The sequence below is a fragment of the Streptomyces sp. MB09-02B genome (genome assembly GCF_033794485.1).
In the GTDB taxonomy this organism is placed as follows: domain Bacteria; phylum Actinomycetota; class Actinomycetes; order Streptomycetales; family Streptomycetaceae; genus Streptomyces.
The window spans coordinates 1-14,148 of sequence record NZ_JARGEE010000242.1 but is presented as its reverse complement, the minus strand read 5'-3'; the positions used below and the strand labels follow the sequence as shown (position 1 = coordinate 14,148).

The following is a 14,148-nucleotide window of genomic DNA, read 5'->3' as shown; positions in this document are numbered from 1 at the left end:
GACGTCGACGATGTTCTCGACGTAGTACGGGTTGACGTACAGGATCCGTCCACCCGGTCGGCCGCGTCCACCCCGCGACCGGCGAACGGATCCGGTACGTCAACCCGTACTAAGTCGAGAACATCGTCGACGACACCCACGCCGACCCCAACCGCTCCCCGGCCAGCGCGACCAGGAAGTTCTGCACCCCGGCCCCGGCGGCGACGACGAACATCTCCCGCTCGGCCGCGTCCCGCCGCGCGTCCCCGTACTCGTGCGACCCGTCCATCACCAGACACGGCACCACCAGATACGGCGCGTTGCGCAGCACATCCCCCCGCCGCACCCGCTTCGCGATGGATTCCTCGCTCTTGCCGTCCCGCCGCAGATCCGCGACCCACGCGTCCCGCATGGCGTCGAGCAGCCGCACCCGCGACTCCTCGGACTCCAGCAGCACGAACCGCCACGGCGTGGTGTGGTGCGGTGCCGGCGCGGTCACGGCCGCGGCCACGGCCCGCCGCACCGCCCCGGGGTCGACCGGCTCGTCCGTGAACGCCCGGACCGTACGCCGCTGGGTCACCGCCAGTCGTACGGCCTCGGAGGTGCCGAGCCGGAACATGTCGTCCGCCGCGCCCCGTACGAGCCCCCGGGTGCCCTCGCCGGCGTCCTCGGCCACCACCTGCCCGAGCCCCCGGACGACGGCGACGGGCAGCCCGGCGGCCTTGCCCTTCACCAGGTCACCGGCGCCGGCCAGCTCGTCGGCGGTGGCGACGACGGTCGCGCTGAGCGGATTTCCGTGCGCGTCGGTGCCGCCGCGCAGGTCGTCGAGGACCCGCACACCGGCCGCACCGATGGCGACGTCCGTCAGCCCACTGCGCCAGGGTCGCCCGAACGTGTCGGTGACCAGGACCCCGACCTCGACGCCGAGCGCGTCCCTGAGGCCGTCCCGGATCGCCCGCGCGGAGGTGTCGGGGTCCTCGGGCAGCAACAGCACGGTCCCGGGAGGAGTGTTGGAGGCGTCGACCCCGGCGGCGGCCATGACGAGCCCCTGCCGGTTCTCCACGATCCGCAGCGGCCCGCGCCGGGCCACGACCCGCACGGTCTCGGCGTCGATGGCGGCCTCCCGGTCGACCGCCTCGACCAGCCGTCCCTCCGCCTTGGACACGATCTTGGAGGTGACGAGCACCACGTCCCCGTCGGCCAGTCCCGGTTCGGCGGCGGCGATCAGCTTGGCCAGATCGTCCCCCTGCTGGACCTCGGGGATCCCCGTCGGCGCCCAGACCCGGTAGGCGGGACCGGGTAGACCGTCCCCACCCGAAGCCGTGCCCGACGCACCCCGAACGTCCCGCGCACCCTGTGACTCCCTCGTACCGACGGAGTCCCGCGTACCGCTCACGCCCCCCGCACCTCCTCCGCCAGCGCCAGCGCCGCACGCGCCATCTCCGCCGTCGCGTCCACGTCGGTCATCATCAGCGGCACGGCCCGGCACCGGATCCCGGCGCTCTCGACCCGCTCGACGACGCCCGCGTCGACCGTGTCGACGAGCCAGCCGTCCAGCAGCCCGGAGCCGTAGTGCTCGGCGACGGCGGCGGCCGTGGACTCGACGCCGACGGCGGCGAGGACCTTGTCGGCCATCCCGCGCACGGGCGCGTCCCCGACGATGGGGGAGAGGCCGACGACGGGCACCCCGGCCTCGGCGATCGCCTCCCGGATGCCGGGCACGGCGAGGATGGTGCCGACGGAGACGACGGGGTTCGACGGCGGGAAGAGGATCACGTCCGCCTCGGCGATCGCCTCCAGGACCCCGGGCGCCGGCTTCGCCTGCTCGGCGCCGACCGGCACGATCGCCTCGGCCGGCACGGAGGCCCGCAGCCGCACCCAGTACTCCTGGAAGTGGATCGCCCTGCGCTCGCCGTCCTGCTCGACGGCGACATGGGTCTCGACCCGGTCGTCGGTCATCGGGATGAGCCGCACCCCCGGCTTCCACCGGTCGCACAGGGCCTCGGTGACGGCGCTCAGCGGATATCCGGCACTGATCATCTGGGTCCGCACGATGTGCGTGGCGAAGTCCCGGTCGCCGAGCCCGAACCACTCGGGTCCGACGCCGTACGCCGCGAGCTCCTCCTTGAGGTGGAAGGTCTCGTCGGCCCGGCCCCAGCCCTGCTCCTCGTTGATGCCGTCGCCGAGGGTGTACATCACCGTGTCGAGGTCCGGGCAGACCTTCAGCCCGAAGAGGTGGATGTCGTCCCCGGTGTTGCCGATGACCGTGATGTCGGCGTCCGGCACGGCCCGCTTCAGACCGCGCAGGAACCGGGCACCACCGATGCCGCCTGCCAGAACCACAATGCGCATGGCACTCAGTCTCGCAGGCGGGTACGACAGCGGGTCGCCCGGCCGCGATCACGGCCGGTTTCGCATCCCGGGGCGGGCGGCGGGCCGGCGGGGCCCGGTGCCCGGCTCAGACCGCGGCGGTCGCCGCCCCCGCTGCGCAGGCCTTCGTGTGCATCGGCATGTCCGTCAGGCCGGGGTAGTAGACGTGCAGGCTGACGGCCGGTTCCAGCGTGTCGTTGACGACCTCGTGCGTGTAGCCCGGCGCGAACACCCTCCCCCACTCTCGGCTTCGCTCGAGCGGGGGGACCCCCAGCGCGCCCGCGCCGAGCACGCGCGTGCCCCGGTCGGTGCGCTCGGTGAGCGTGCCGTCGAGCACCGTCAGTACGCCGGAGGAGCCCCCGTGGTCGTGCAGCCCGGTGCCCTGCCCCGGCAGCCAGGACAGCAGCCAGACCTCGTACCCGGGCCCGGTCCGCAGCCGGTGGTACCAGCGGGTGGTCGCGTCGTACTCGACGAGGTGCTCCCACAGAGAGCGGTCGTCGGCGAGGGAGCGGGCCAGTCCGGCGAACTCGGCCACGGTGACGGGGTGTTGGCGCGGCGCCTGGAGGAGGTGCGGTACTTCGAGAAGGTCGCCGGCGATCTGGAGGTCGCTGTCGCTGTTCATGAAGAGAGGTGGTCCTCGACGATGAGTGCGTGGGGAAGGGCTGGGTTTCGCGTGTGGGAACAGCAGCCGAGCCGGGACGGGCTCAGTGGCAGCCGGAGCGGGGAAGGCTCAACAGCTGGGACAGCAACAGCAACAGCTACAGCGGCAGCGGGCAGCACCGTGGGACCCGGCGGTCCGGGTCGCGGTGAGTGCCAAGTGCGCGAGCATGCCCACAAGCACAGCGGTTCACACCTCCGCTGTCAACTTCGCGTCCGGTATGTGGATGCCTGTTCACCTCTTTCGGTACATCCGCGCGGCGAAAGGTTTGTGCCGGCGGAGTCGGGGACACATGGCGCACAACCCGGAACGAGCGAGTCGGACCGGGCCGGAACGAGATCGAACTCCTGGGCGTCTTTCCTTGTAAGGAAGGGTGATCCGGTGAGAACTCCCCTCTGCGGCCGCGCTGCTGTCAGGGTTTATGCCGATTTGAACACTTTCCGCATAGCCTTGGTTCCGCAGAGTGAATAAGGGGCTCAATAGCAGATCTCGGCTTGACTCGCCCGTAGCAGCACACTTGTAATTTCACTCGTGTCGTTCAGCCGATATCGGTAACGGCCGCACGACGGGGACGCGAAAGACGGACGAGGGGCGCACATGACCGAGCTCGTGCAGCAACTGCTGGTCGACGACGCGGACGAGGAACTCGGCTGGCAGGAGCGCGCGCTCTGCGCCCAGACCGATCCCGAGTCCTTCTTCCCCGAGAAGGGCGGCTCGACCCGCGAGGCGAAGAAGGTCTGCCTCGCCTGCGAGGTCCGCTCCGAGTGCCTCGAATACGCCCTCGCGAACGACGAGCGGTTCGGGATCTGGGGCGGCCTGTCGGAGCGCGAGCGCCGCCGCCTCAAGAAGGCCGCCGTCTGACCCGTCCCGGAGCACCCGACCCGTCCCGGGAACAGTCGAACAGCAACAACCGAACATGTCCGGCCCGTCGCGCGTGGGTTGTCCACAGGCGGCGGGCCGCCGTGCTGCTCAGCCGTTAGTGTGGGCCCTCGTCCGAGACGTCCCGCTGTCCCCGCCGGACACAGACGTCCACCGCAGTCCATCGAACCGGGGCCCGTACCTCGATGTCCGTGCACAGCCACACCGCAGCCCACCACGACGCTGCCACTCCCGAGTTCCCACGTCACGTGGTGACCGCGGTCCTCGTCGCGCACGACGGCGCCCGCTGGCTGCCCGACGCGCTCGCCGGGCTGCTCGGCCAGGAGCGCCCCGTGCAGAGCGCCATGGCGGCCGACACCGGCAGCGCGGACGACTCCGCGCGGCTCCTCTCCGACGCCCTCGGCGAGGACCGTGTCCTGCACCTCGCCCGCCGTACCGGCTTCGGCCAGGCCGTCGAGGAGGCCAACCGCACCGCGGGCGTCCTCACCCAGGACGACCTCGCCTACCTCCGCCGCCCCAGCGGCTGGGACCCGGTCACCCGCAGCTGGCGCGACGACGCGTACGACATGCCGGAGCTCCCGCACGGAGAGCCGGTCCAGTGGCTGTGGCTGCTGCACGACGACTGCGCCCCCGAACCCGACGCCCTGGCCCAGCTGCTGCGGGTCGTGGAGAACGAACGCGAGCTGGGCCGCGACGACGTCGCCGTCGTCGGCCCGAAGCTGCGCGGCTGGTACGACCGCCGTCAGCTCCTGGAGGTCGGCGTCACCATCGCCCCCTCCGGCCGCCGCTGGACCGGCCTGGACCGCCGCGAGCAGGACCAGGGACAGCACGACCACGTCAAGCCCAGCCTCGCCGTGTCCACCGCCGGCATGCTGATCCGCCGCGACGTCTTCGAGGAGCTGGGCGGCTTCGACCGCCGACTGCCCCTCATGCGGGACGACGTCGACCTGTGCTGGCGCGCCACCGACGCCGGACACCGCGTCCTCGTCGCCCCCGAAGCCGTCGTCCGGCACGCCGAGGCCTCCGCGCGCGAGCGCCGCACCGTCGACTGCGTGGGCCGCAGCGCCGCCTCGCCGCACATGGTCGACAAGGCGGGCGCCGTCTACACCCTCCTCGTCAACTCCCGTACGGCACTGCTCCCCTGGGTGCTGCTGCGCATCGTCCTCGGCACCCTGCTCAGGATCGTCGCGTACCTCGTCGGCAAGGTCCCCGGACAGGCCGTCGACGAGGTCCGGGGCCTGCTGAGCGTGCTGCTGCGGCCCGAGCGGATCATCGCGGGGCGGCGCAGAAGAGGCCGCTCGCAGCTGGACAAGGGCGAGCTGCGACCGCTGTTCCCGCCGCCCGGGGCGACCGTCCGGGCCACCGTCGAACAGGTGGCCGGTGATCTGTTCGGCCGTTCCGACGCCGAGACCTCCCCGGCCGGACGGCACGGCGGCGCGATCGAGTCGGGCCCCGGCGACGACGACGCCGAGTTCCTCCAGGTCGAGCAGTTCGCCCGGCTCAAGCGCATCGCACGCGCCCCCGGCCCCGTGCTCTTCGCCCTCCTGCTGCTCGCCTCGCTCGTCGCCTGCCGTGAACTGCTCGGCGGCGGCGCGCTGGCCGGCGGCACCCTGCTGCCCGCGCCGGCGGACTCCGCCGAGCTCTGGTCGCGCTACCTGGACGCCTGGCACCCGGTCGGCGCGGGCGGTGCCGAGGCCGCCCCGCCGTACCTGGCCATCGTGGCCATGCTCGCCTCGCTGCTGTTCGGCTCCACCGGACTCGCGGTCACCGTGCTCCTCGTGGCCTCCGTGCCGCTGGCCGGCTTCACCGCGTACTTCGCCTCCCGCCCCCTGGTCCAGTCCCGGCTGCTGCGCGCCTGGGCCGCGATCGTGTACGCCTTCCTGCCCGCCGTCACCGGCGCGCTCGCGACCGGGCGCCTGGGCACCGCGGTCCTCGCGATCCTGCTGCCCCTGACCGCCCGCGCGGGCGCCGCGGCGTCCGGGCTCACGAACAGCTCGGGGGCGCGCGGCAGTTGGCGCGCCACCTGGGCGTACGCGCTGCTGCTGACGATCACCACCGCGTTCACCCCGATCGTGTGGCCCATCGCGCTGCTTCTCGGCCTCGGGCTCCTCGTGGTGCGCCGCCGCGAGATCACCGCCTACGGCCCGCGCTTCCTCGCCCAGCTGGGCACCCCGCTGCTGGTCCTCGTCCCCTGGTCGCTGACGCTGCTGCCGTTCGGCTTCTTCGAGGAGGCCGGCCTGGAGTACGGCTCCGGCACGGCCTCGGCGACCGACCTGCTCGGCATCAGCCCCGGTGGACCCGGCACGGTCGGCGGACTGACGCTCATCGGTGTCGTCCTGGCGGCGCTGGCCGCCCTGCTGCGTGCGGAACGGCAGCGGGCCATCCGGACCGCCTGGACGGCAGCCCTGGTGGCCCTCGTCCTCGCGGTCCTCTCCAACGGCTCCACCTGGGCCGGCCCCGCGACCCTCGTCTACGGCCTCGCCCTCCTCGCCGCCGCCACCCTGGGCGCCGACGGCGCCCGCCACCGCGTGGCCGAGCAGAGCTTCGGCTGGCGCCAGCCGGTGGCCGTGCTCATCGCGCTCGCCGCCGCCGTCGGCCCGCTGCTGGCCGCCGCGGGATGGGTGCTCGGCGGCGCCGACGGCCCCCTGGAGCGCCGCGACCCCGTCCAGGTGCCCGCGTTCGTCGCCGAGGAGAGCGGCACCCGTGACCAGGCTCGCACCCTGGTCCTCGACAGCGACTCCACCGCCGAGGTCGGCTACACCCTGGTCCGCGGTTCCGGCGTCCGCCTCGGCGACGCCGAACTCACCGCCGGCGCCGGGGAGAACGAGCAGCTCGACAAGGTCGTCGCCAACCTCGTGGCGGGCTCCGGAGCCGACCAGACCGACGAACTCGGCGGCTTCGCCGTGCGCTACGTCCTGGTCCGGCCGGGCTCGCCCCGCGAGGTCAGCCGTGTCCTGGACGCCACGCCCGGCCTGAGCAGGCTCAGCCAGCAGGACGGCAGCGCCCTGTGGCGGGTGGACCGCCAGGTCGCCCGCGCCACCATCGAGGCCTCCTCCGGCGACCCGAAGGCCGTCGCCGCGGGCCCCGTCGACGTGCACACCACCATTCCGGCCGGCGGCTCCGGCCGGGTCCTGCGTCTCGCCGACACCGCCGACGAGTCCTGGACGGCCACCCTCGACGGCAAGTCCCTCACCCCGACCACGGTCGACGGCTGGGCCCAGGGCTTCCAACTGCCCGTCGACGGCGGCAGGCTGGACGTCACCTTCGACGCCCCGTTCACCCACACCGGCTGGCTGTGGGCCCAGGGCTCGCTCGCCGTCGTCCTCGTGGTCCTCGCCCTGCCCGGCCGCCGCCGGGACGTCGACGACGACCTCCCCGACGAGCCCGTCGCCGTGCCCGCCCAGGACGTCACCGGCGACGGCCGCCGCGCCCGCCGACTGCGCGCCCAGGCGGAGGCCGAGGCCGAACAGACCGCCGACGCCGGCCTGCCGTCCCCCGCGCAGGAGGAGGCCCCCGTCGCACAGCAGCAGACGTACGGGGAGTGGGCGACCGCGGACCGGGCGGGCGCCGAGTACGGCCACTACGACCAGGCCTACCAGGGCGGACAGCAGTACCCGGCGGGCACCTACGACCAGCAGCACTACCAGGCCGACCCCTACCAGGGCGCCCAGTACGACCCGTACGCCACCTACGGCGGCAACACGGCCTCGTACGACCAGACGTACGCCCAGGGCTACGACGCGACGTACGACCCGTCGCACGGCACCGGCGTCGACCCCGAGCGCCCCGACGGGAGCCAGCAGTGAACCGCCAGACCCTGTCCCTGATCGCCGGCGCGACCGCCCTCGCCGCCGTCACCGGCTTCGCCACACTCTCCGCGCCCGACGCCTCCGGCGGCGACACCACGGCGAAGGCGGCCGCCCAACTGCCCGTGCAGCGCACGAGTCTGCTCTGCCCCCAGCCGAGCACCTCGGACGTCGCGGAGACGGCGTACACCGCCTTCACCCCTGCCACCGAGGGCACCGGCGGCGAGGGCGGCGCGGAGCTCGTCGCGGCGGGCGGGGGATCGACAGCCCCCGGCACGGGCGGTGAGGACGACAAGGACGACAAGGGCGGTGAGGGCGACAAGGGCGACGACAGCGGCAAGAACAAGGCCGCCAAGCCGGTCCTCGAGGTCAAGGAGCCCGGCAAGCCTGTCGCGGACAGCACCGACGGCGGTGACTCGCCCGCGCTGATCGGCACGGCCGAGGGGAAGTTCGCACCCGGCTGGACGGTCCAGGAGACGACCGAGGTCGCCGCCGGCACCGGTCGCGGTCTGCTCGGCGTCAACTGCGCCGCCCCCGACACGGAGTTCTGGTTCCCGGGCGCGAGCACGGCCGCGGGCCGCACCGACTACGTCCACCTCGTCAACCCGGACGACTCGGCGGCCGTCGTCGACATCGAGCTCTTCGGCAAGGACGGCGCCCTGAAGTCGACGGTGGGCGACGGCATCACGGTGCAGCCCCGTTCCGCCGAGCCGGTCCTGCTGTCGACGCTCGCCACGGCGAAGCAGGCCGACCTGACGGTCCACGTCAACGTCCGCAGCGGCAGGGTCGCCGCAGCGGTCCAGGCCCTCGACGACAAGCAGGGCGGCGACTGGCTGTCCGCCGCGGCCGACCCGGCCGGCAGCCTCGTCCTGCCCGGCATCCCGAAGGACGCCACCTCCGTCACCCTCGTCGCCTTCACCCCCGGTGAGAGCGACGCCGACCTCAAGCTCCGCCTCGCCTCGCCCAACGGCCCGATCACCCCGGCCGGCAACGAGACGCTGCATGTCAAGGGCGGCATGACCGCCACCGCCGACCTGGGCGACATCACGCGCGGCGAGCCCGGCTCGCTCATCCTCACCCCCACCGGCGACTCGGTCCCGGTGGTGGCCGCGCTGCGCGTCGTCCGGGGCAAGGGCGCGAACCAGGAGACGGCGTTCATCCCGGCGACCCGCCCGGTCGGCGCGCGCGCCACGGTCGCCGACAACCGCGCCAAGGGCACGACCCTGGCCCTCACCGCGCCCACCGGCGCGGCCAAGGTCAAGATCACCGCGTCCGCGGGCAGTGGGGGCGGTGAGGCCACGACGAAGACCTTCACGATCAAGGCCGGTACGACCCAGCACGTGGAGATGCCCGCCCCGAGCGGCCTCAAGGGCGCCTACGCGCTCACCGTGGAGTCCACGTCAGGCGGCCCCGTCTACGCTTCCCGCACCCTCGAAGCCAAGCTCGACGGCGTCCCCGCCTTCACGATCCAAACCCTCCCGAACGACCGGAGCACGGTGGCCGTTCCGGAGGCCCGCGAGGATCTGTCGATCATGCAGCGTTAGCGGGCGCGGCTGCGCGGGGGTCGCTCGCACGCGAAAAGGCTGGGGCGAAGCCCCGTCTTTTCAGGGGGGCGGGGAACTGCGCGAGAACCCCCACCGGGCGGACGTCTGGGGGTCGAAGGGGCGCAGCCCCTTGAGGATGGGACGGGTAGGGGCGGCGGGGGCGAAGACCCTCCGAGGCGCCCCCCCCTCGTCAGTCCTCCCCGTACCGGGGATCCACAGTCTCCGGATTCAACCCCAACAACTCGGCCACCTGCTCCACCACGACCTCATGCACCAGCGCGGCCCGCTCATCCCGCCCCTTGGTACGAATCTCCACCGGCCGCCGATAGACGACCACCCGCGCCGGCCGCCCCTCCCGCGCCACCACGATCCCCCCGAGCGGCACCGCCTCGTCGTTCCACGCCCCGTCCGACGGCCCGTCGAGCCGCGGCACCTCCAGCACGAGGAAGTCGATGTCCGCCAACTGCGGCCACCGCCGCTCCAGCCGCTCCACGGAGTCCTGCACGAGATCCGCGAACACGTCCGCACGACTCGCCGCGAGCGGCACCTGAGGCGGCGCGATGGGCCCGCGCATCCCCCTGCCGTGCCGATCTCGGCGGCGGGGCCCGGGTGCGGAGGCGGCGCGGGGCGGTACGAGGTCGTCCATCACCTGTGAAGCGTAGTCCCCGCGAGGTCCGCCCGCCCGGCTCCACACTCCCGGCCGCGTCCCCGCCCCGGCACCGCTGACCTGGCATGTCCAACCGGCTCGCCGTGCGGCGGTGTCCCGGCGCGCCGTACGGCATGTCGCGGGATGACCATTCCAGCCAAGGTTGGGCTCGTTTCCGTATCTCCACGAGACCGGCGAACTCGCGCTAATTAACCTGGTTTGCACCGAAAATTGATCACGTTCGGCATTGTTCGGCATGTCGGACGCGGGGTTACTCGCAGGTCAACGCAGTGGGTCCGGAGGGGCGTGTGGGGCGTCTCACAGCACGACACGGGGGAGTGACCTGGTGCAGAGTCGTCGCGGCCCGCTCAAGAGTGCGGTACCGTCCAACGTCGTGAGCCCTGTACGTCGCTGTTCGCGCACCGCTTGCGGCCGCCCCGCCGTCGCGACGCTGACGTACGTCTACGCCGACTCGACCGCGGTCCTCGGCCCCCTCGCCACCTACGCCGAACCCCACTGCTACGACCTGTGCGCCGAGCACTCCGAGCGCCTCACCGCGCCGCGCGGCTGGGAGGTCGTACGGCTGTTGGACGCCTCCGCCCCCGCACGCCCCAGCGGTGACGACCTGGAGGCGCTCGCCAACGCCGTGCGTGAGGCCGCCCGCCCGCAGCAGCGCGCGGCCGAGGCTGGTGGCGGCGCCCGTACGGCAGACCCGGTGGAGGTCGCCCGTCGCGGTCATCTCCGGGTGCTGCGCTCGCCGGACAACTGAGTAGGCGCTCCCGGCGGCCGACCCATCGAGGGTGGACCCTTCGGCGGACGAACTCCCCGCGGACCTAGAGAAGTGAAGCCCTGCGAGGGGCCGTTGACGCCCATGTCGCCCCCGATCTCGTCGTGGCTGTTTCCGTTCGCACCGTTCCGCTCGCCGCCCCGCGCCCGTTGACGTCTCGTCGGTGCGGACGCGATCATTCCGGGTGCCCGTGCCGTGAGAAACCGCTTCCGCATCGCGGAATCCGGGGAGGCTCCCGTGTACGTCCAGCAACTGGAACCCGTGGCCGGTTCACTCGGCCTGTCCGCCCTCGTCGCGACCCTGCCCCTCGTCACCGTCCTGGTATTGCTCGGGGGTGTGCGACTCAAAGCCCATCTGGCAGGCCTGATCGGCCTCCTGACGGCCGTTCTGGTCGCCTGGCCAGCCTTCCGCATGCCGCTCGGCCAGACGCTCTCCAGCGCCGCCCAGGGGGCCGCCTTCGGCCTCTTCCCGATCATGTGGATCGTCGTCAACGCCCTCTGGGTGTACCGAATGACCGTCCACACCCGGCACTTCGACATCCTGCGCCGCTCTTTCGGACGGCTCTCGGACGACCCGCGCATCCAGGCGCTCGTCGTCGCGTTCTGTTTCGGCGCGCTCCTGGAAGCCCTCGCCGGTTTCGGCGCGCCGGTCGCCATCTGCTCCGTCATGCTCGTCGCGCTCGGCTTCGAGCCGGTGAAGGCCGCCGTGGTCGCCCTGGTCGCCAACACCGCGCCCGTCGCCTTCGGCGCCATGGGCACCCCGGTCGTCACCCTCGCCCAGGTCACCGAACTGCCCCTGGACACCGTCGCGTCCGTGGTCGGCCGCCAGACACCGCTGCTCGCCCTGGTGGTGCCCCTGGTCCTGGTCTGGCTCGTCGACGGGCGGCGCGGGCTGCGCGAGACCTGGATGCCCGCCCTCGCGTGCGGACTCGCCTTCGCCGCCGCCCAGTTCGCCGCCTCCAACTACGTCTCCGCGCAACTCGCCGACATCGGCGCCGCCCTGCTCGGCGCGGGCGCCCTCGTCGCCGTACCGCAGGCTCGCAGGCCCGCCGCCGAACCCGTACGCGCCGCCGTCCTGACCGGCGTACACAGCGAGGACCTCGACGAGCAGGACCCGCCCCGCGAAGTCCTGCGCGCCTACGCCCCCTACGCGCTGATCGTCGTGATCTTCTCCGTCGCCCAGATCCCCGTGGTGAAGGACTGGCTGGCCGGGGCGACGCAGGCGTACGACTGGCCCTTCCTCGACGTCGCGGGCCCGGACGGCGACCCTGTGGGCGGCAACGTCTTCACCTGGCCGATCGTGTCCACCGGCGGCACGCTGGTGCTGCTCGCCGGTGCCCTCACGGCCGTGGTGCTGGGGGTCCACGCGCGCGTGGCGGTCAGGGAGTGGGCGGCGACGGTCCACGAACTGCGGTTCGCGATCCTCACCGTGACGTCCGTGCTCGCCCTCGCCCACGTCATGAACCTCTCCGGACAGGCCGCCACCATCGGCCACTTCGTGGCGGCGGCCGGCGCGGGACTCGCCTTCCTCTCGCCCGTGCTCGGCTGGTTCGGCGTCGCGGTCACCGGCTCGGACACCTCCGCCAACGCCCTGTTCGGCGCCCTCCAGGTGAGCGCGGCCCGCGAGTCGGGCCTGTCGCCGGAACTGCTCGCCGCCGCCAACAGCTCCGGCGGGGTCCTCGGCAAGATGATCTCCCCGCAGAACCTCACCATCGCCTGCGCCGCCGTCGGCCTCGCCGGGCGCGAGGGCGACCTGCTGCGCAAGGTGCTGCCGTGGAGCCTCGGCCTGTTGCTGGTGATGTGTCTGATCGTGGTGGGGCAGAGCAGGCCCGCACTGGAATGGATGCTTCCCTGAGGGCCGCCGGCCGGACCGGTGCGGTCCCGGGCGGCCACCCGGAGGTCCGGCCGTCGGCTGTCGGTCCGCCCGGGTAGTTTGGGGTGATCCGGTGGGGACTTCAGGAGGGTGTGGCCGTGGCGGCTGATCTGTCGACGATCGTGAAGGCGTACGACGTACGCGGGGTGGTCCCGGACCAGTGGGACGAGCCCCTGGCCGAGCTCTTCGGGGCGGCCTTCGCACAGGTGACCGGCGCGGACGCCCTCGTGATCGGCCACGACATGCGGCCCTCCTCGCCCGGCCTGTCCCGCGCCTTCGCGCGCGGGGCGGCGGCGCTCGGCGTGGACGTCACCGAGATCGGCCTCTGCTCCACGGACCAGCTCTACTACGCGTCGGGCGCGCTGAACCTGCCCGGCGCGATGTTCACCGCCTCCCACAACCCCGCCCAGTACAACGGCATCAAGCTGTGCCGCGCCGGCGCCGCCCCCGTCGGCCAGGACACCGGCCTCGCCGAGATCCGCGAGCTGGTCGAGGCCTGGAGCGAGTCGGGAGCCCCGGCACCTGCCGCCGCACCGGGAACGATCACCCGTCGGGACACGTTGGAGGACTACGCGGCACACCTGCGCGGCCTCGTCGACCTGACCTCCGTCCGCCCCCTGAAGGTCGTCGTCGACTCGGGCAACGGCATGGGCGGCCACACCGTCCCCACCGTCTTCGCGGGCCTGCCGCTGGACCTGGTCCCGATGTACTTCGAGCTGGACGGCACGTTCCCGAACCACGAGGCCAACCCTCTCGACCCGGCGAACATCGTCGACCTCCAGAAGCGCGTCCGCGAGGAGGGCGCCGACCTCGGCATCGCCTTCGACGGCGACGCCGACCGGTGCTTCGTCGTCGACGAGCGGGGCGACGCCGTCTCACCCTCCGCGATCACCGCCCTGGTCGCCTCCCGCGAACTCGCCAAGCACGGCGGCAAGGGCACGGTCATCCACAACCTCATCACCTCCTGGTCCGTCCCGGAGGTGGTGCGCGAGAACGGCGGCACGCCGGTGCGCACCCGTGTCGGCCACTCCTTCATCAAGGCCGAGATGGCGAGGTCGGGCGCCATCTTCGGCGGTGAGCACTCGGCCCACTACTACTTCGCGGACTTCTGGAACGCCGACACGGGCATGCTGGCCGCCCTCCACGTCCTCGCCGCCCTCGGCGGCCAGGACGGCCCCCTCTCCGGCCTCCTCGCCCAGTACGACCGCTACGCCGGCTCCGGCGAGATCAACTCCACGGTCGCCGACCAGTCGGACCGCCTGGCCGCGATCCGCTCCGCCTACGAGGACCGCGAGGACACCACCCTCGACGACCTCGACGGCCTCACGGTCTCCACCACCGACTGGTGGTTCAACGTCCGCCCCTCCAACACGGAACCCCTGCTGAGACTGAACGCGGAGGCGAGGGACGAGACGACGATGGCGAAGGTGAGGGACGAGGTATTGGCGATCATCAGGGCCTGAGCCCTGAAAAAGCACGGGGCGCAGCCCCTGCTTTTTCCAGGGGCGCGGGGAACTGCGCGACCAGCCCCCACCGGGCGGACGTGTGGGGGTCGAAGGGGCGCAGCCCCTGGGGACGGGAAGGGCAGGGTCGGCGGGGGCGCGAAC

The 14,148-nt window shown here is 72.9% G+C and carries 9 protein-coding genes and 1 pseudogene; 6 read left to right on the top strand and 4 right to left on the bottom strand.

What is annotated here, in order from left to right; all coding sequences use genetic code 11:
• Nucleotides 1-118: 118 nt before the first annotated feature.
• The 3 genes and pseudogenes from P1P70_RS28425 to P1P70_RS28415 form a co-directional block, all read right to left on the bottom strand.
• Nucleotides 119-1,375 (bottom strand): annotated as a pseudogene (locus P1P70_RS28425) (coenzyme F420-0:L-glutamate ligase); the annotation flags it as partial.
• A complete protein-coding gene (cofD, locus tag P1P70_RS28420; protein ID WP_319242656.1) occupies nucleotides 1,372-2,331 on the bottom strand; it encodes a 2-phospho-L-lactate transferase in 960 nt (319 codons plus the stop codon). The pseudogene P1P70_RS28425 and the gene cofD, both read right to left, overlap by 4 nt.
• Before the next feature lie 106 nt (nucleotides 2,332-2,437).
• Nucleotides 2,438-2,971 carry a cysteine dioxygenase family protein gene (locus tag P1P70_RS28415; protein WP_319242654.1) on the bottom strand — a complete coding sequence of 178 codons (534 nt, stop codon included), beginning with the start codon at nucleotides 2,969-2,971 and terminating at the stop codon, nucleotides 2,438-2,440.
• Nucleotides 2,972-3,604: 633 nt separating this feature from the next.
• On the opposite strand from P1P70_RS28415, the gene P1P70_RS28410 reads away from it, so the two are divergent.
• The 3 genes from P1P70_RS28410 to P1P70_RS28400 all read left to right on the top strand — a co-directional run bounded on the left by P1P70_RS28410 (nucleotide 3,605) and on the right by P1P70_RS28400 (nucleotide 9,236).
• On the top strand, nucleotides 3,605-3,868 hold the full coding sequence (locus P1P70_RS28410) for a WhiB family transcriptional regulator (RefSeq protein ID WP_003975777.1): 264 nt from the start codon (nucleotides 3,605-3,607) through the stop codon (nucleotides 3,866-3,868).
• 203 nt (nucleotides 3,869-4,071) lie between these two features.
• Nucleotides 4,072-7,692 (top strand): glycosyltransferase, encoded by a 3,621-nt coding sequence (locus tag P1P70_RS28405; protein WP_319242652.1) that lies wholly within the window; start codon nucleotides 4,072-4,074, stop codon nucleotides 7,690-7,692.
• Nucleotides 7,689-9,236: a DUF5719 family protein gene (locus P1P70_RS28400; RefSeq protein WP_319242650.1), complete on the top strand. Its 1,548-nt coding sequence runs from the start codon at nucleotides 7,689-7,691 to the stop codon at nucleotides 9,234-9,236. Before P1P70_RS28405 ends, P1P70_RS28400 begins: the two co-directional genes overlap by 4 nt.
• Before the next feature lie 190 nt (nucleotides 9,237-9,426).
• On the opposite strand, the gene P1P70_RS28395 is transcribed toward P1P70_RS28400, so the two are convergent.
• The gene (locus P1P70_RS28395; RefSeq protein WP_319242660.1) at nucleotides 9,427-9,882 is read right to left on the bottom strand and encodes a metallopeptidase family protein; all 456 of its coding nucleotides are present in this window, start codon (nucleotides 9,880-9,882) and stop codon (nucleotides 9,427-9,429) included.
• A gap of 346 nt (nucleotides 9,883-10,228) precedes the next feature.
• Between P1P70_RS28395 and P1P70_RS28390 the strand changes: the two genes are divergently transcribed.
• The 3 genes from P1P70_RS28390 (at nucleotide 10,229) to P1P70_RS28380 (ending at nucleotide 14,004) form a co-directional block, all read left to right on the top strand.
• Nucleotides 10,229-10,651 carry a DUF3499 domain-containing protein gene (locus tag P1P70_RS28390; protein WP_319242648.1) on the top strand — a complete coding sequence of 141 codons (423 nt, stop codon included), beginning with the start codon at nucleotides 10,229-10,231 and terminating at the stop codon, nucleotides 10,649-10,651.
• Nucleotides 10,652-10,906: 255 nt separating this feature from the next.
• Nucleotides 10,907-12,523 carry an L-lactate permease gene (locus P1P70_RS28385; RefSeq protein WP_319242658.1) on the top strand — a complete coding sequence of 539 codons (1,617 nt, stop codon included), beginning with the start codon at nucleotides 10,907-10,909 and terminating at the stop codon, nucleotides 12,521-12,523.
• A gap of 116 nt (nucleotides 12,524-12,639) precedes the next feature.
• On the top strand, nucleotides 12,640-14,004 hold the full coding sequence (locus P1P70_RS28380) for a phosphomannomutase/phosphoglucomutase (protein WP_319242646.1): 1,365 nt from the start codon (nucleotides 12,640-12,642) through the stop codon (nucleotides 14,002-14,004).
• Nucleotides 14,005-14,148: the final 144 nt, after the last annotated feature.